The sequence below is a fragment of the Blattabacterium cuenoti genome (assembly GCF_014252415.1).
Lineage (GTDB): Bacteria > Bacteroidota > Bacteroidia > Flavobacteriales > Blattabacteriaceae > Blattabacterium > Blattabacterium cuenoti_Y.
Window position 1 is genome coordinate 14,531 of the sequence record NZ_CP059223.1, and the last position, 18,182, is coordinate 32,712.

Below are 18,182 nucleotides of genomic sequence, written 5' to 3' on the forward strand. Positions count from 1 at the left end.
TTACTAATTTTCAACTTTATTAATATCAACCCATTCTTTTTTTAATAAATTTTTAACAACATACGCATTACCTATAGTAGAAAAATCAGTAAATAATTTTACTTGTATTATAAAACTTGCATGTTCACTATCTAATTTATATGATTTTATAGTACCAATCGGTATTCCTTCTGGAAAGGTACCGGATTTTCCATCTGTTTCTATAATGTCTCCTATATTTATTTTACAATATTTAGGAATATCATATAAAATTACATATTTATAACTGTCCCCATTCCATAAAATGGTACCAAAGTTTTTATTTTTTTTTATTCTTGCATTAATTTTAATTTTTAAATTAAGAAGTGACATAGCTGTACTAAAATGTGGGGTCGTTTTAATAATAATTCCGGCAATACCATTAGGTAAAATTAACCCCATATCTATTTTAATACCATCTAAACTACCTTTATTAATAATCATGTAGTTTTCTTGTTTATTAATACTATTTCCTATAATTTTTACTGGAGTAAAAGTATATTCTTGTAAGTATTCTATATTTTTTTCTTTAAAATTATCAGATATTTTTATTATATTTGAAAATATACTTTCATTATGTAATCTACTATTTTCATTTAAAAGATTTTCATTTTCTTTTGCTAAAGAAAAATAATTTTGTAATCCATAAATAGTTCTATAAATACTCCCAACTATAAAATTAGATCCATTATAAATTAATTTTGAACTTGAATTTAAATTTGAAAAAGAAAAAAAAATAGATACAAATTCTAATAAAAAAAATAAAATTAAAAAACGCCATTTTAATAAGAAATAAAAAAAATCACGCATTTTTTGTCATTTATTTTGTTAAAAACGTAAATTTATCAATATTATTTAAAGCGACACCAGTCCCTTTTACTACTGCTCTAAGTGGATCTTCTACTAAAAAAACAGATAATCCCGTTTTTTTAGAAATTCTTTTATCTAATCCTCTTAAAAGAGAACCCCCCCCTGCCATGTATATCCCAGTTTTATATATATCCGCTGCTAATTCTGGTGGTGTTTTAGATAATGTTTCCATTACAGCATCTTCAATTCTTAAAATTGATTTATCAAGAGCAGGTATTGTCTCTTTATAAGAAAGATTCATTTCTTTAGGTTTCCCTGTAGAAAGATCTCGTCCTCTTATATAAATATCTTCGGGGATTGGATCTATAGATTCCATTGCAGATCCTATTTTTATTTTTATTTTTTCCGCTGTTCTTTCTCCGATATACAAATTATATTTACTACGAAGAAAATATGAAATATCATTAGTAAAAACATCTCCTGCTATTTTTATAGATTTTTGACAAACAATACCTCCTAAAGCAATAACTCCGCATTCTGTTGTACCTCCTCCTATATCTATAATCATATTTCCTTCTGCTTTTGTTACTGATATTCCAGATCCAATAGCTGCAGCCATAGGTTCCTCTATTAAATAAACTTCTTTAGCATTTAAATGTTGAGCTGAGTCCTTTACTGCTCTTTTTTCTACCTCTGTTATACCTGATGGTATACATATTACCATTGTTAGTGATGGAGTAAAAATTTTACTATTAATTCCTGGTATTTTTTTTATAAATTCTTTTATCATAAGTTCAGCAATTTGATAATCTGCAATAACTCCATCCTTTAACGGTTTATATATTTTTATACTTTCATGTGTTTTTCCTTGCATTTGTTTAGCTTCTTCTCCTACTGCTAATACTTTCTTATTTCTTACATCTATCGCAATAATAGAAGGTAAATCTACTACTACTTTGCTATCATGCATTATAAGAGTATTTGCGGTTCCTAAATCTATAGCTATCCCTTGGGCAAAGAGATTCTTCATAAAATTGACTACTAATCCCATTAATATTTTTTTTATGAAAATGTCTACCTAATTTAAACAAAAATTACACTTTTTCAGTAAATTATGTACTAATAAATTTTATTTTTTATGTCAAAAAAACATAATATTTTTTTATTAATAGGAGGAAATCAAGAAAATAGAAAAAAATATTTGAACATAGCGATTATTCTAATAAATAAAAAAATTGGAAAAATAATAAATAAATCTTCTTTTTTTAAAAGTGAAGCATGGAAAATGAAAAAAGATTCTCCATATTTTTTAAATATAATTGTACATGTAAAAACTTTTTATTCTCCTATTTTTTTAATGAATGAAATAAAAAAAATAGAAAATTTAATAATAGAGAAAAAAAAAAAAAACGTAAAAATTTAATAAATAAAATATATAAAAATAGAAAAATAGATATAGACATTTTATTTTATGATCAATTAATTATATATACATCGAATCATAATTTAATTATTCCACATTATTTATTACATATTAGAAAATTTGTTTTAGAACCTATGTGTGAAATTAATCCTAATAAATATCATCCTATTTTTAAAATGACAGTTTTAGAAATGTTAGGTGCTTGTTCAGATAAATCTTTAGTAAAAAAAATTTAAAAAATTATACTCAATCATAAATAAATATATAGTATAGATTAAAATAAGTATATTTACATTATTTTAATGAAAAAATTTTTTGAATAAAATTTATTATTAATGAAAAAATTTTTTTTATATATTGTATTTTTTTTTTAATTTTTAATAATAGTTTTTCTAAAATTATTAAAAAAGAAAAAAATAAACTTTATATTATTCATGCTGATTCAATAAAATGTTATCGATTGAATAATTTCATTATAAATGGAAAAGTTCATATTAAATATAGAAAATATCATATTTTTTGTAATAAGATAATATATGATAAAAATAATAATAAATTTTATGGGTACGGAAAAGTTAGAGTAAAATTCAATAATATTAAATTAGTATCTAATTATTTTGAATATTGTAATAATAACAATGTACCTCAATTAAAATTTTTAGGAAATATTTTATTGAAAAAAAATAAAATAAAATTAACTGCAAAAAAAATAAATTTTTTTGTTAAAAGTAAAAGATTACAAGCAACTAAAAATGTTGTTTTTATTTTAGATAAATTAAAATTAATAACTAATAAATTTGAATATAATTTCTTATCAAAAAAACTTACTTATAATAACCAAGGAACTATTTTTTATAAAAATTATATTATTCATAGTGATAAAGGTTATTTATTCCCTGAGAAAGGGAAAATAGAACTAAAAAATAGAATAAAATTTTTTGATAAAAATCAAAAAAAATATATTATTCAAACAAATATATTAAACTTTTTTCCAAAAAAGGAAATTATATCATGTAAGCCATATTCTTTAGTCGAAAAAAATAACAACAATTTTTTTCATTCTAAAAATGCATTTTTAAACATAAAAAATAAAATATTTTTATTTAATGATATCAATCTACGATATAAAAATATTTATTTAAAATGTAAGTATCTTTTTTTCAATAAAAGAAAAAATAATGGATTTTTCAAAAAAATAATTTTAAATAATTCAAAAAAAGATTATTTTTTATATGGAAATAATGGTATGTTTAATTTTAATTATAAAAATATTAATATTTTTATAAACAAAAAACCTAAGATTATTATAAAAAAAATAAAAAATTATATAATTATTATAAATTCTAAATATTTAAAAACAGTATTAAATAATAATAATTTTTCTATTAAATCTACTAATAATAAAATAAGGATTCCAAGTAAAAATATTGTAGGTACTTGTTCTTTATTAAAATATCAATCAAAAGAAAATCATGCTCAATTATTTAATAATATAATTATAAAAAAAGATAATGATAAACAGATTATAGGAGATAATATAAATATAAATTTATATAATAAAGGAATAAAGAATTTAATTATAAAAAATATTTTTTTTATAAAAAAAATAGGTAATCAAGAATTTGATCAAATCAAATCAAATTTTATGATAGGAACTTTTAATAAAAATATTTTAAAAAAAATCTTACTGGATGGAAATGTAAATGGAATTATATTTATTCCATCTTTTGGGAAAGAACAAGAAAAAATATTTAATAGATTTTCAGCAAAAAAAATATTTTTAGATATAGAAAATGATAAAATAAAAAAAATTGATTCTTTTGAAAAAATAAATTACGATTTTTTATCTTTTGACAAAAATCTTCCAAAAGATTCAATTTTTCTACCTAAATTTAATTGGATAGATAAAATAAAGTAAAATACTTAAAATATTTTTTTAAGTATAAAAAATATGAGTCTAAAAAAAGAATATCTTCAATATCAAGCTCAAACTCATAATTTTCCAATGAAAATTGAAATTGACCATACTAAAGGTTGTTATCTTTATGGAAAAGATGGAAAAAAATATTTAGATTTTGTGGCAGGAGTTTCCGTAAATGTGTTAGGACATGGAAATAAAAAAATAAAAAATTCTATAAAAAAACAAGTAGAAAAATCTTTACATACTATGGTATATGGTGAATTTATTCATGAAAATTGTGTAAAATTATGTAAAAAAATATCAAAATATACCCCAAAAAATTTAACTACTACCTATTTAGTAAATTCTGGTACAGAAGCAATAGAAGGAGCTTTGAAATTAGCTAAAACTTATACTAAAAGAAATGAAGTTATTGCTTGTAATAATTCTTATCATGGAAGTACTTATGGTTCATTAAGTTTAATGAGTCATAAAAAAAATATTGAATCGACATTATCATCCGTAAAATTTATAAATTTTAATAATAAAAAAGAAATTAATATTATTACAAATAAAACTTCATGTATTATCTTAGAAACTATTCAATGTTCCTCTGGGGTTATTTTACCTGATATTAATTTTTTTAAAGAAATTAGAAATCAATGTAATAAAACAAATACTTTAATAATTTTAGATGAGATACAAACTGGTTTTGGAAGAACAGGAAAACTTTTTGCATTTGAACACTATGATATTTCTCCTGATATATTGGTCATAGGTAAAGGAATGGGAGGTGGTATGCCTATTAGTGCTTTTGTATCATCTTATGAAATAATGAATACATTTTGTAATAATTTTGGATATTTTACTACATTTGGAGGAAATCCAGTATCTGTAAGCGCTTCTTTATCTACTTTAGATCAAATTGTAAATTCAAAAATAATAAAAGAATCCTTATATAAGGAAAAATTAATAAGAAAATATTTAATACATCCTAAAATAATAAAAATTCATGGAATAGGTTTATTATTAGCAATTGAATTACCTAATAAATATTTTGCAGAAAAATTATTAAAAAAATGTATAGAAAAAGGATTAATTCTATTTGGTTTTTTATTTTGTGATTATATGTTAAGAATTACTCCACCTTTAATTATAACAAAACATGAAATTAAAAAAGGATGTTCAATTATTATTGAAAGTTTAAATTGTATAAAATAATAATACATTGAGATTTTTTATTGAATTATCTTATAATGGAAAAAATTTTTTTGGCTGGCAAATACAAAAAGAAGTTAATACAATAGAAAAAAATATAGAATATTGTTTATCAAAACTTTTAAAAAAAAAAATAAATATTATAGGTGCAGGTAGAACAGATAAAGGAGTTCACGCAAAACAAATGTTTGCACATTTTGACTATGATAATAAAATAAAAAGTAATTTTTTATTAAAAAGATTAAATCTTTTTCTACCAAAATCTATAAAAGTAAAAAATATTTTCCATGTAAAAAATAATGTACATGCTAGATTTAATGCAATAAAAAGAATATATAAATATTATATTATTAATGAAAAAAATCCATTTAATCAAGATTTTTCTTGGTATTGTTTTTATTCACTAAATATAAATAAAATGAATATAGCATCTAAAATACTAATGAATTATAAAGATTTTAGTTCTTTTTGCAAGAAAAAAAATAAAGTTAAAATGAATAATAATAATTGTATTATATATCGATCATTTTGGAAAAAAAAAGATAAATATTTATGTTTCACTATTGAAGCTAATAGATTTTTAAGATCTATGGTAAGATCAATTATTGGTACAATTGTTGATGTAGGTAGAGGTAAAATTACTATTAAACAATTTACAAATATTATAAAATCAAAAAATTTTAATTATTGTAGTCCACTTGCTCCTTCTCATGGACTATTTTTAACAAAAATATTGTATCCAAAAAATATTTTTTTATAAAAAAAATTTATAGTCATATACAATAAAATAATTAATGACAATAATATTTAATTATTTTTATTTAATAAATTTTAATTACATTTTATATATGTATCTTTTGATACACTACGTATCCAATTTTCTATTTCATATTTTTTATTTATGTATCTAACTACATTTTCTAAATAGATAGAATCTTTTTCTAAAGAAAAAGGTCTTTCTTTTACAGAATCTAAAAATTTTACAATAAAAAAATAATTATTTTTTTCTCCTTTTATAATATTATTATTATTTAAATTCAATTTTCCAAAATGTTTTATAATTGTATTTTCGTTTACCCAAATTTTTTGATTAAAAAATGAATTAACATTTTTATTATTAAAAATATTGTTTTCAACAATTTCTTCTATTTCTAAATTTTTATTTCTTATTTCATTTTCTAAATTATTTACAAATAATTTTGTATTTATTAATTCATCATTAAAATATTTTTTTTCTATAAAAATATATCTAATATCCAATTCATTATGTTTTATTTTTTCTAATTTTATTAAATAAAATCCATCATTAGTTTCAAAAGGTTCAGATACTTCTTGTTCTTTTAAATAAAATGCTATATTAAATTCTTTTGGAACTTTATTTATTTTAAATGTTTTTATATCAGAAAATAATTTATTATTAGAACAAGGATTTGAGTTTACTTTTTTTCTTATTTCGCTCAAATAATTTAATGTTTTTTTTCTAAAAAAGTTATTTACTTCTGGATAAATAATAATATAGGATATTAAAAATTTTTTTGGGACTAGAATAGTATAATATTTTTTTAAATCATAAAATAAAGATTTAACCTCTTCTGGAGAGATTTCTACATCTTTAGTTATTTCATTAATCATTTTATCTATATATTGTTTATCTATTTCAAAAGAAATTAATTGATCTAAATTTTTATTATTTTTAATATTTGTTATAAATTTAACACGATTTGAATAATCCAATTTATCTATTTCTTTTTTAAGAAATAAATGAATAGATTCTTCTATTTTTTTACTATCAATTTTTATATTTTTATTTTTTTTTGCATGAAATAATATTAATTTTTTAATAATTAAATCATTATTATAAATTGATTTATTATTTAATAAATTTTTACAAAAATTTTTTATTGAATATCCTGAATCTTTAATATCAGATTCTAAAATAATTTCATCTCCAACTACAGCTACAATTTTATCTATCTTTTCTAATTTTGATTCTAAAATTGGTAACCTTGATGAAGAAAAGGATAAATCAATAAAACAAAAAAATGATATAAAAAGTATAAGAAAAATTTTTTTAATCATAATCAAATTTAAATATATAAAAATAATTTTAAAGTTATGATATTACAAGTAAAAAATGTATATAAAAAATATAAAAGTAGACATATAGTAAAAAATGTTTCTATACGAATCAATACAGGAGAAATAATAGGATTAGTTGGACCAAATGGAGCTGGAAAAACTACTATTTTTTATATTATGGCAGGATTAATAAAACCAGATAAAGGAAAAATAATTCTTAATGATGAAAATATAACAAAAAAACCTTTATATGTACGATCTAGAAAAGGAATAGGATATTTATCACAAGAACCTTCTATTTTTAAAAAATTAACCGTAAAAGAAAATATATTATCTATCTTAGAAATGAATAAAAAATTATACAGAGATAGAATAAAAATAACTAAAAAATTAATTTATGAATTTAATTTAGAAAAAATTGAAAATAATTTAGGAGAATCAATTTCAGGTGGAGAAAGAAGAAGAACTGAGATTGCCAGATGTTTATCAATAAATCCTAAATTTATATTATTAGATGAACCTTTTTCTGGAGTTGATCCAATATCTATAGAAGATTTACAAAAAATATTAATTCATCTAAAAAAAAAAAATATAGGTATATTAATAACAGACCATAATGTACAAGAAATATTTTCTATAACAGATCGAATTTATCTTATGTACGAAGGAAAAATACTAAAATATGGATCTTCAAAAGATCTTATTAATAATTCATTAATAAAAAAAGTATATTTAGGAAATCTTTTCAATTTAAAAAAATGAATTTTTTTAAAAAAAAAAATAAAAAGAAAGAAATTAATTTATTTTTAAATGGAACTCCACCTATTTTTAATAAAAAATTATTGAATAGAAAAATATTCGCTGTTGATGGAGCTTATTCGTATTTAATAAATAAAAATATTTATATAGACTATCTAAGTGGAGATTTTGATTCTATTAATAGAAATAAAAATATTTTAGTTAAAAAAAAAATATTTTTTATACTAAAAATCAAAAAGAAACAGATTTTGAAAAAGCTTTAAAAATTATTATTAATAAAGGATTTTTATATGTAAATGTATGGGGTGCTAGTGGAAAAGAACAGGATCATTTTTTAGGAAATTTATCTATTGCATTAAAATATAAAAAAAAATTATCTATTGTATTTTATGATTCTTATTATTCATATTTTTTTATTGGAAAAAGATCTAGTTTTTTTATAAAAAAAAATAAAAAAATATCTTTATTTCCATTCCCAAAAGTATCGAAATTAAAAACAAAAGGTTTAAAATATCATATAAATAATATGGAATTAGGAAAAGATATTGGAATAAGAAATCAGTCTACTAATAATTATATAGAAATAATTTATGAAAAAGGAGATTTACTAATTTTTATAGAAAAATAATTAAAAATTTATTTTATATTCAATTTTTTTATAATATTTTTTACATGTTTAGCTGATTTATGAAATAATTTCATTTCATTATCATTTAATTTTAATTCTATAATTTTATCAACACCATCTTTTCCCAATATTACTGGTACTCCTAAAAATATATCACTTACTCCATACTCTCCATTAAGAAATGAAGAACAAGAAAAAATTCTTTTAGAATCTTTTAATATAGATTCAATCATGTTAACGATAGATACTGATGGTGCAAACCATGCTGATGTCCCTAAATAATTTACTAGTTCTTCTCCTCCTTTTCTGGTTTTATAAATAATTTGATCATTATCTATTTCTGATATAAATTCTTTTATTGGTATTCCTGATACTGACGTATATCGATATAATGGTACCATAGTATCTCCATGTCCACCTAATAATAATGATTGAATATCAATAGGTGACACCCCTATTTTTTTAGATAAAAAAAAACGATATCTAGCAGAATCTAATATTCCTGCCATACCTACTATTCTTGACGAAGAAATATTAGATTTTATATAACTAACATATGTCATAATATCTAATGGATTAGACACAATAATAAATTTAGCATTTGGAGATAAATTAATGACTTCTTTTACTACAATACTTATAATATTACCATTTATATTTACTAAATCATCACGACTCATTCCTTTTTTTCTTGGAATTCCACAAGTAATAACTATTATTTCTGAATTTATTGATGGAGAATAATCATTTGTGTATCCATGAACCTTAGTATTAGATCCTACAAGAGGAATCATCTGAGATATATCTAAACTTTTTCCTTCAGAAATATTTTCTTTTACATCTATTAATATTATTTCATTAACTATATCTTTCTTAGCTAAAAAACTAGCACAATATGCGCCAACATTTCCAGATCCAATTATAGTAATCTTTATTTTATACATAAATTTTTTTATAAATTTGCATAAATTTTTTGATCTTTATTAATTAATCAAAGTATATATTTTTTTATTCTTATGAAGAATATTGATGAATTTCCTAAAAAAGAAAAATTTTATCATAGACATATTGGTTCATCTTATAATGAAATTAAATCTATGTTAAAAACATTAAAATATTCCTCTATTGAGGATTTTATAAAAAAAGTAATTCCAGAAGAAATACGATTAAATAAAAAATTGAATATACCTAATGATATATCGGAATACCAATATTTAAATCATATTAATAATATTGGAAAAAAAAATAAAATATATAAATCTTATATAGGATTAGGGTATAGAAATACTATTCTTCCTAGTGTTATTCAAAGAAATATTTTGGAAAATCCAGGTTGGTATACACCTTATACACCTTATCAAGCTGAAATATCTCAAGGACGTTTAGAAGCATTAATTAATTTTCAAACAATAATATCAGATATCACAAAAATGAAAATAAGTAATGCATCTATGTTAGATGAATCATCAGCCGCTGGAGATGCAATGTTTATGGTTTATAAAAAAAAAATTAAAGAAAAACAAATAAGTAGTAATCATTCTTTTTTTGTTTCTAATGAAACATTACCTCAAATTATAAATGTTCTAAGAACGAGATGTTTTGGCTTAGGAATTGAATTAATAGAAGATCATCATGAAAATATTACGAGTTATTATAAAAATAAAAATTTGTTTGGATTATTAATTCCTTATCCTTCTTGTTTAGGAGAAATATATGATTATTCAAAATTGGTTTCTTTTTCCAAAGAAAATAATATATCAATAATAGTTTCGGCTAATTTATTATCTTTAGTCTTGTTAAAACCTCCAGGAGAATGGGGAGCAGATGTAGTAATAGGATCAACTCAATCATTTGGAATGCCTATGGGATATGGGGGGCCTCATGCAGCTTTTTTCTCAACTAATGAGCAATATAAAAGATTTATTCCAGGAAGAATTATTGGTATATCTATAGATAAGAATAAAAGAAAATCTTTTCGTATGGCAATTCAAACTAGAGAACAACATATAAAAAGAGAAAAAGCGACATCTAATATATGTACATCACAAGTATTACCAGCCATTATCTCTTCTATGTACGCTTTATATCATGGAAAAATTGGATTAATTAGAATTGCAAATAATATTCATAATTATACCAAAAAATTAGAATACTTATTATCTTTTTGTAAAAATATTTATCAAATAAATAAATTTTATTTCGATACTATTAGAGTAAAATTTAATTTTTCTATAGAAAAAATAAAAAATATATCAGAAATAAAAAAAATAAATTTCAGATATTTAAATAATAATCATCTAACTATTTCATTAGATGAAACTACTAATGAAAAAGATTTATATCACATATTAGAAATTTTTTATGAATCCAATAATAATAAATTTTGTAAAAAAATAATAGATAATCAATGTTATCAATTTTTAGAAGAAAACAAATTAAAAATCCCATTTTTTTTAAAAAGAAAATCTAATTTTTTTAAAAATAAACTATTTAATAATTTTTACTCAGAAAATGAACTAATACGTTATATAAAAAGATTAGAAAAAAAAGATCTTTCCTTAAATCATTCCATGATACCATTAGGATCATGTACTATGAAATTAAATTCTTCTACAGGATTATTATCAATAACAAAAAATGAATGGAAAGATCTTCATCCATGTGTTCCTAACAATCAATCAATTGGATATCAATTTATTATAGAAAAATTAAAAAATTATTTAAAAGAAATAACTGGTTTACCTGGAGTTACATTACAACCGAATTCAGGTTCTCAAGGAGAATATACTGGACTCATGATGATTAAATCTTTTTTTTATTCAAAAAAAGAATTTCAAAGAAATGTTGCATTAATACCATCGTCTTCTCATGGAACAAATCCTGCCTCAGCAAGTATGGCTGGAATGAAAATAATTTTAATAAAAAATAAAATAGATGGATCTATAGATATAGATGATTTAATCAAAAAAACAAAAAAATATAAAGATTATTTATCTGTTTTAATGATAACTTATCCATCTGTTCATGGAATATATGAAAAAAATATAAAAATTATTATAAAAATTATCCATAAATATGGAGGACAAGTGTACATGGATGGAGCTAATATGAATGCACAAGTAGGATTAATAAAACCAGGAGATCTAGGAATAGATATTTGCCATCTTAATCTTCATAAAACATTTGCTATACCTCATGGGGGTGGGGGGCCTGGGATGGGACCTGTTTGTGTAAAATCTCATCTAATACCATTTTTACCAACTAATCCTTATGATATAAATAAAAAAATTAATAATAAAATAAAAAAATTAGCAATTTCTTCATCTCCATATGGATCTTCTTTAATATTAACTATATCTTATGCTTATATTAGATTATTAGGTCCAGATGGACTAAAAATTTGTACTGAAATATCACTATTAAATGCTAACTACATTAAAAATAAATTAATAAATTATTATAAAATATTATATGTTGGAAAAAATAATATGGTAGCACATGAATTAATAATAGATTGTAAATCATTTAAATCAATAGGAATAGAAGTAAATGATATTGCAAAAAGAATGATGGATTATGGGTTTCATGCTCCAACTATTTCTTTTCCAGTAGAAGGTTCTATGATGATAGAACCTACTGAAAGTGAATCTAAAAAAGAAATTGATAGATTTATTGAAACTCTTATTGAAATAAGAAATGAAATTAAAGAAATAGAAAATGGAAAGTTTTCTAAAGAAAATAATGTTATAAAAAATTCACCACACAGTATACACACGTTAACAAATAATTTATGGGATTATCCATATAGTAGAGAAAAAGCTGCATATCCTCTTCCATGGGTAAGAAAATATAAATTTTGGCCTACTGTAGATCGAGTTATTGATGGATATGGAGATAGAAATTTAATATGTTCTTACTCTTGTAATTAAGAAATAGTAGGAGAATATATTTGTTTACATTTTGAATAAGGAGAAATTTTAATAGATGAAAACATATTTCTTTTATATTTAAAAAAACCAGTAATTGCTATCATTGCCCCATTGTCAGTTGCAAAACATTTTTTTGGTATAAATAAATCCCAATTATTTTTTTTTGCATGAACAGAAAAATTATTTATAATTTCTTTATTAGAAGAAACTCCACCTGATAAAACTATTCTATTTATATCAGTTTCAATGACTGCTTGATTCATTTTATCTATTAATATATCCGATATTGATTTTTGTATAGAAGCACATAAATCATGTATATTATTTTTTATAAAAAATGGATCTTTTTTTGTTTGATTTTCAATAAATTTTAATATATAAGTCTTTAATCCACTGAAACTAAAATTTAATCCTTTTATTAAAGGTTTTGGAAAAAAAAATTTTTTATTATTTCCATATTTTGAATATATTTCTATGGAAGATCCTCCAGGATAATTAAATCCTATTTTTCTTGCGATTTTATCAATTGTTTCTCCTAATGCATTGTCTAATGTAGATCCTATTACTTTCATATAAAAGTATCCATTTACTTTTATAATTTGTGTATGTCCTCCACTTATTACTAAACCTAAAAATGGAAATGTTGGAAAACGATTATTAAAATTTGCATTTTTAATAAAATGAACTAATATATGAGCTTGTATATGATCGACTGTTATAATAGGAATATTTAATCCCATAGCTAATGATTTAGAAAAAGAACATCCTACTAATAAAGAATTAATTAGTCCTGGACCTATAGTGCATGATACTGCATCAATTTGATTTTGTTTTATTTTTGCTACAAAAATGGATTTATTAAATGCTTCTAATAATTTTTCATCATGTAATCTTGCTGCAAGTTCAGGGACTACCCCTCCATATTTTTTATGAATATTTTGATGTATAATAATATTAGATAATATATTATTAGATTCTACAATAGAAACTGCAGTTTCATCACATGATGACTCAATTCCAATAATAATTGGATTTTTTTTTTTCAAATATTCAAATATTTTATAAAAACCTAAATTAACAAAAAATGGAAATAAACAATTAATATAAATAATAAACTAAATAAAAAAAATAGATACTAAATATTTTAAATAAATAAATAAAGTAATTAACTTTAAAAAGTTATTTTAGGAGAGTTGCCGGAGTGGTTAACGGAACAGTTTGCTAAACTGTCGATACACAAAAATGTATCGCGTGGGTTCAAATCCCACACTCTCCGCATATTGTGAATATATTTCGGGGTATAGCGTAGTTTGGTTATCGCGCCTGGTTTGGGACCAGGAGGTCGTAGGTTCAAATCCTGCTACCCCGATTTTCAAATCGGGTCACGTAGCTCAAATGGACAGAGCAACTGCCTTCTAAGCAGTAGGTTACAGGTTCGAATCCTGTCGTGATCATTATTTATTTTTTTTTCCAAGTAATACTTCATCTATCATCCCATATTCTTTAGCTTCTATAGAATTCATCCAATAATCTCTATCTGAATCTTTTTCAATTTTTTCAATTGGTACACCTGAATGATTAGATATTATTTCATAAAGTTCCTTTTTTAATTTTAATATTTCACGAAATTTAATTTCAATATCTGATACTTGTCCATATGTACCACCTATAGGTTGATGAATCATTATTCTAGAATGTTTTAATGAAGATCTCTTCTTTTTTGCCCCAGAACATAATAATATAGCTGCCATAGATGCCGCAACACCGGTACAAATTGTTGATACATCAGGACTAACTATTTGCATAGTATCATACACGCCTAATCCTGCATAAACTTCTCCTCCAGGAGAATTAATATAAATTTGAATATCTTTTTTAGGATCTATAGATTGTAAAAATAATAGTTGTGCTTGTATAATATTAGCTATTTGATCTTCTATTGGAGTACCTAAAAAAATAATACGGTCCATCATTAAACGAGAAAAAACGTCCATTTGCGCAATATTTAACTTTCTTTCCTCTACAATATAAGGTGTTGTTAATTTTAAATACTCGTCTATTTTTAAACTGTTAATTTTCTTATGTTTTACTGCATATTTTATAAATTCTTTTGAATCTTTTTTATAATTCATTTATGTTCATTTTAATAAAAACTTTTATAAAGTTACTTAATAATTAGTGTTTTTTTTTGTATGTAATACTTTGTTAAAAATATAAAATTTAATTTAAATTGTATAAAAAATTAGTATTACAAACATTTATTTATTCTATAGGACTAATTTTACCAAAATTAATAAATTATATCTTTATAAGATTTTTTACTTTTTCGTTAAAAAGAGAAGAATTTTCTATTTATACAGATATGTATTCCATGTCTTTTTTAATTATAGGATTTCTTTCTTTTGGATTAGAAAATACTTATTTTAGATTCTTATATAAAAAAAATTATAATAAAAATATTGTTTTTTCTACTACTATAATTATACAATTATTTATTATTTTTATATTCTCTATTATATCCATAAATTTTTTAAAAAAATTAATCCATTTTACTGGATATTCAAATCATCCTGAATACTTTATCATGTTTTTTTTTATAATAATATTTGATACTATATGTGCATTACCTATGTCGTGGATACGTATTAATGAGAAACCTATGTTATATATATTTATTAATATCGTTACTATGATAACACAATCATTATTTACATTATATATGTTTTTTTGCAACAAAAATTATATTTTTATGGAAAAAAAAATTTATATAATAAGTTTATATAATTTTATTAATAATATTACGAATAAAACAGGATATATATTTGTTTCAAATGTAATTTCTTCTTTTGTTAATTTTATATTAGTAATTCCTATTTTAATAAAAAAAGTAAAAATATCTAATTTTAGAACATCTATTGCAAAAGAAATAATTAATTATAGTATACCTATTATGTTTGGGACAATATCTTTTTCTGTTAATGAAAACTTAGATAAGATTTTAATCAAAAGATGGGTTTCAGACGAAATTAATGGTGCTTATTCTGCATGCTATAAAATAGCATCTTTTATGAATTTATATATGAGAATATTTCGTTTAGGAATTGAACCTTTTTTTTTCAAAAAATCTAATGATTCTAATGCAAAATATTATTATGAAGATATTACCTATTTATTTATTTTATTTGGATTGATCTTTTATGTTATAATATGTGGAAATATACAATTCGTGAAAGATTTTTTAATAAATAAAAAATATCATGTTACAATATCTATTGTACCTATTATTATGATAGGTAATCTATTTTTAGGGATATACACAAATATATCAATTATTTATAAAATTATGAATAAACCTTTTGTAGGGACTTATATATCTTTAGTTGGAGTATTAATTACATTATTATTTAGTATTATTTTTATGATTTATCCAAATAAAAATAATTTTTTAATTCCTGCTTGGGGAACATTTATGTCTTATGGATCTATGTTACTAATTTTATTTTTTTGGAATAAAAAAAATATTAAAAAATTTTGTAAAAATATAAATAATGTATTGCTTCATTTTTTTGTTGCTATTATACTTGTATATATAATGAATAAAAATCGAATATTGGAAATTAATTTTATTATTCAAATATTATATTTAATAATTATTTTTTTATATGAAAGAAAAAAATTATTGAATTTAATTAAGTAAAAAAAATGAATAATATCTTTAATATTTTTCCTAAAAAAATTTATAATATGAATGGCTTAATTTTTTTAAGTTCATTGAATAGAAAATCTATATCAACAGGTTTTTTCATTTCATTAAATGTTTTTAATAAATACTTTTTTTTTTTAAAAAAAGTATTTATTAAAACTTTTTGTATTATTCACATAACAAAATATATGGAAATTAAAATAATTATTATTAATATTTCTTATAAAAGAATTCTTATTTATCCAAAAGATAAAATAGGAACAATAAATTTTGTTGTTAAAACAAATATTAATTGGAAACCTTCATTTATTCTTAATGATAGCAAAAGAGGAACAAAATGTTTTGGAAGTACTGGAATATAATAAATTAATATAATGAAAATTTTAATCCCTATTGCAGGAAAAGGTGTACGTCTTTATCCACATACTTTATGCACTCCTAAATCTTTTATTTCTATTGTTGGAAAATCCATCTTAAAAAGATTATTAGACGAATTATTTGAATTAATAAAATATTTTTCAGTAAAGGAAATTATATTCATAATACGTCCTAATGAACAAAAAAATAAAATAGAAGAAAACTTAAAAAAGTTAACATATGATATGGGAATATCTTATACTATTTATTATCAAGAAATCCCTCTTGGAACCGCGGATGCTATTTTAAAAGCAAAGGAATCTCTTGTTGGTCCTATAATTATAGTATTTTCTGATTCGTTATTTCATAAAATTTCTTTTAAAAAAAAAATTCACAAATTTTCTGAAAATATTATATGGACAAAAAAAGTATCAGATCCTCATTCTTTTGGTGTAGTAAAATGTAACTCTTATGGAAAAATTATAAATTTTATAGAAAAACCAAAATATTTTATTTCTGATTTAGCCATTGTTGGTTTATATTACTTTAATAGTGGATTAACTCTAAAAAAAGAATTACAATATTTAATAGATAATGATATAAAGAATAATAAAGAATATCAATTAACCTCTGTATTAGAAAATATGAGAAAAAAAGGAGAAAATTTTATAAATCAACCAGTTAAAGATTGGATGGATTTTGGAGATAAAAAAAATACAATTTCTTCAAATTCTAAAATTTTATCTATAGAATATAAAAATAATTCCAAATTAATTCATAAAAAAACTATACTTAAAAATAGTATTATTTTAAATCCATGTTATATAGAAGAATATTCAACGATAGAAAATAGTATAATTGGGCCATATGTTTCAATAGGAAAGTTTACAAAAATAAAAAATACTAATATTAAAACATCCTTAGTTCAAAATTATACAAATATAATGTACTCAAATTTAAAAAACAGTATAATAGGAAATTACGTTAATTATAAAGAATTAGAAAAAGAAATAAACTTAGGAGATTATTCTACTATTGTATAAATTGAATTCATAATTTTTTATTATATTTGAAAAAAATATAATTACCATAAAGGTAAATGAATTTTATATTTATTTTTCTTATATTACTTGGTACATTTGGAACTACAGAAATAGTAGTTATAGTTATTCTTGCGCTCTTACTTTTTGGAGGAAAAAAAATCCCGGAATTAATGAGAGGTTTGGGGACAGGACTAAAAGAATTTAAAAAAGCTTCTGAATCTGATAATGATTCTAATTCTGACACTGAAAAATAATAATATTATCCTTTCATATTTCGGAATATATTAAAAATAATTTTTCATTTAATAATTTCAA

Annotated in this window: 18 protein-coding genes, 3 tRNA genes and 1 pseudogene; 16 read left to right on the top strand and 6 right to left on the bottom strand. The window is 21.1% G+C overall.

What is annotated here, in order from left to right; genetic code table 11:
• Positions 1-3: 3 nt before the first annotated feature.
• Together mreC and H0H33_RS00065 are read right to left on the bottom strand one after the other, a co-directional pair.
• Complete coding sequence (gene mreC, locus H0H33_RS00060; protein WP_185877899.1) at positions 4-828, bottom strand: rod shape-determining protein MreC; 825 nt, start codon at positions 826-828, stop codon at positions 4-6.
• A 10-nt stretch (positions 829-838) separates the two neighbouring features.
• Positions 839-1,879 (bottom strand): rod shape-determining protein, encoded by a 1,041-nt coding sequence (locus tag H0H33_RS00065; RefSeq protein WP_185877900.1) that lies wholly within the window; start codon positions 1,877-1,879, stop codon positions 839-841.
• 87 nt (positions 1,880-1,966) lie between these two features.
• On the opposite strand from H0H33_RS00065, the gene H0H33_RS00070 reads away from it, so the two are divergent.
• The 5 genes and pseudogenes from H0H33_RS00070 (at position 1,967) to truA (ending at position 6,129) form a co-directional block, all read left to right on the top strand.
• Positions 1,967-2,251, top strand: a complete 285-nt coding sequence (locus tag H0H33_RS00070; RefSeq protein WP_262889855.1) for a 2-amino-4-hydroxy-6-hydroxymethyldihydropteridine diphosphokinase — start codon at positions 1,967-1,969, stop codon at positions 2,249-2,251.
• An 8-nt stretch (positions 2,252-2,259) separates the two neighbouring features.
• Positions 2,260-2,343, top strand: a pseudogene (locus H0H33_RS02920) (hypothetical protein); the annotation flags it as partial.
• Positions 2,344-2,711: 368 nt separating this feature from the next.
• Positions 2,712-4,169 (top strand): OstA-like protein, encoded by a 1,458-nt coding sequence (locus H0H33_RS00075; RefSeq protein WP_238785603.1) that lies wholly within the window; start codon positions 2,712-2,714, stop codon positions 4,167-4,169.
• 33 nt (positions 4,170-4,202) lie between these two features.
• Complete coding sequence (locus tag H0H33_RS00080; protein WP_185877901.1) at positions 4,203-5,372, top strand: aspartate aminotransferase family protein; 1,170 nt, start codon at positions 4,203-4,205, stop codon at positions 5,370-5,372.
• Positions 5,373-5,379: 7 nt separating this feature from the next.
• A complete protein-coding gene (gene truA, locus H0H33_RS00085) occupies positions 5,380-6,129 on the top strand; it encodes a tRNA pseudouridine(38-40) synthase TruA (RefSeq protein WP_185877902.1) in 750 nt (249 codons plus the stop codon).
• Positions 6,130-6,200: 71 nt separating this feature from the next.
• Here the strand turns inward: truA and H0H33_RS00090 are convergent, their stop codons facing one another.
• A complete protein-coding gene (locus H0H33_RS00090; protein WP_185877903.1) occupies positions 6,201-7,448 on the bottom strand; it encodes a peptidylprolyl isomerase in 1,248 nt (415 codons plus the stop codon).
• A 36-nt stretch (positions 7,449-7,484) separates the two neighbouring features.
• Here H0H33_RS00090 and lptB point away from each other — a divergent pair, with 36 nt between their 5' ends.
• Genes lptB through H0H33_RS02875 form a run of 3 tightly spaced genes read left to right on the top strand, consistent with a single transcriptional unit; the run spans position 7,485 to position 8,835 of the window.
• Complete coding sequence (gene lptB / locus H0H33_RS00095; protein ID WP_185877904.1) at positions 7,485-8,210, top strand: LPS export ABC transporter ATP-binding protein; 726 nt, start codon at positions 7,485-7,487, stop codon at positions 8,208-8,210.
• Positions 8,207-8,470 carry a motility associated factor glycosyltransferase family protein gene (locus H0H33_RS02870; RefSeq protein ID WP_238785604.1) on the top strand — a complete coding sequence of 88 codons (264 nt, stop codon included), beginning with the start codon at positions 8,207-8,209 and terminating at the stop codon, positions 8,468-8,470. The genes lptB and H0H33_RS02870 overlap by 4 nt, the downstream gene beginning before the upstream one ends.
• An 8-nt stretch (positions 8,471-8,478) precedes the next feature.
• Complete coding sequence (locus H0H33_RS02875) at positions 8,479-8,835, top strand: motility associated factor glycosyltransferase family protein (protein WP_238785622.1); 357 nt, start codon at positions 8,479-8,481, stop codon at positions 8,833-8,835.
• A gap of 8 nt (positions 8,836-8,843) precedes the next feature.
• On the opposite strand, the gene mdh is transcribed toward H0H33_RS02875, so the two are convergent.
• Positions 8,844-9,779, bottom strand: coding sequence for a malate dehydrogenase (mdh, locus tag H0H33_RS00105; protein WP_238785605.1), 936 nt, complete (start codon positions 9,777-9,779; stop codon positions 8,844-8,846).
• A gap of 72 nt (positions 9,780-9,851) precedes the next feature.
• Here mdh and gcvP point away from each other — a divergent pair, with 72 nt between their 5' ends.
• Positions 9,852-12,764: an aminomethyl-transferring glycine dehydrogenase gene (gene gcvP, locus H0H33_RS00110; RefSeq protein WP_185877905.1), complete on the top strand. Its 2,913-nt coding sequence runs from the start codon at positions 9,852-9,854 to the stop codon at positions 12,762-12,764.
• Here gcvP and tsaD read toward each other — a convergent pair.
• A complete protein-coding gene (gene tsaD / locus H0H33_RS00115; protein WP_185877906.1) occupies positions 12,761-13,810 on the bottom strand; it encodes a tRNA (adenosine(37)-N6)-threonylcarbamoyltransferase complex transferase subunit TsaD in 1,050 nt (349 codons plus the stop codon). The two genes, gcvP and tsaD, sit on opposite strands and share 4 nt — an antisense overlap.
• 141 nt (positions 13,811-13,951) lie before the next feature.
• Between tsaD and H0H33_RS00120 the strand changes: the two genes are divergently transcribed.
• From H0H33_RS00120 to H0H33_RS00130, 3 genes are all read left to right on the top strand, one after another.
• A tRNA-Ser gene (locus H0H33_RS00120) sits at positions 13,952-14,040 on the top strand.
• 18 nt (positions 14,041-14,058) lie between these two features.
• A tRNA-Pro gene (locus H0H33_RS00125) sits at positions 14,059-14,133 on the top strand.
• Positions 14,134-14,144: 11 nt separating this feature from the next.
• A tRNA-Arg gene (locus H0H33_RS00130) sits at positions 14,145-14,218 on the top strand.
• On the opposite strand, the gene H0H33_RS00135 is transcribed toward H0H33_RS00130, so the two are convergent.
• Complete coding sequence (locus tag H0H33_RS00135; protein WP_185877907.1) at positions 14,219-14,896, bottom strand: ATP-dependent Clp protease proteolytic subunit; 678 nt, start codon at positions 14,894-14,896, stop codon at positions 14,219-14,221.
• Between the two features lie 98 nt (positions 14,897-14,994).
• Here H0H33_RS00135 and H0H33_RS00140 point away from each other — a divergent pair, with 98 nt between their 5' ends.
• The 4 genes from H0H33_RS00140 to H0H33_RS00155 are packed head-to-tail and all read left to right on the top strand — an operon-like array spanning position 14,995 to position 18,121.
• Complete coding sequence (locus tag H0H33_RS00140; protein ID WP_185877908.1) at positions 14,995-16,461, top strand: lipopolysaccharide biosynthesis protein; 1,467 nt, start codon at positions 14,995-14,997, stop codon at positions 16,459-16,461.
• A 5-nt stretch (positions 16,462-16,466) separates the two neighbouring features.
• Positions 16,467-16,829: a dUTP diphosphatase gene (locus tag H0H33_RS00145; protein ID WP_185877909.1), complete on the top strand. Its 363-nt coding sequence runs from the start codon at positions 16,467-16,469 to the stop codon at positions 16,827-16,829.
• A 12-nt stretch (positions 16,830-16,841) separates the two neighbouring features.
• A complete protein-coding gene (locus H0H33_RS00150; protein WP_185877910.1) occupies positions 16,842-17,867 on the top strand; it encodes a sugar phosphate nucleotidyltransferase in 1,026 nt (341 codons plus the stop codon).
• Between the two features lie 56 nt (positions 17,868-17,923).
• Positions 17,924-18,121 (top strand): Sec-independent protein translocase subunit TatA/TatB, encoded by a 198-nt coding sequence (locus H0H33_RS00155; protein WP_185877911.1) that lies wholly within the window; start codon positions 17,924-17,926, stop codon positions 18,119-18,121.
• The last annotated feature ends 61 nt before the right edge of the window (positions 18,122-18,182 follow it).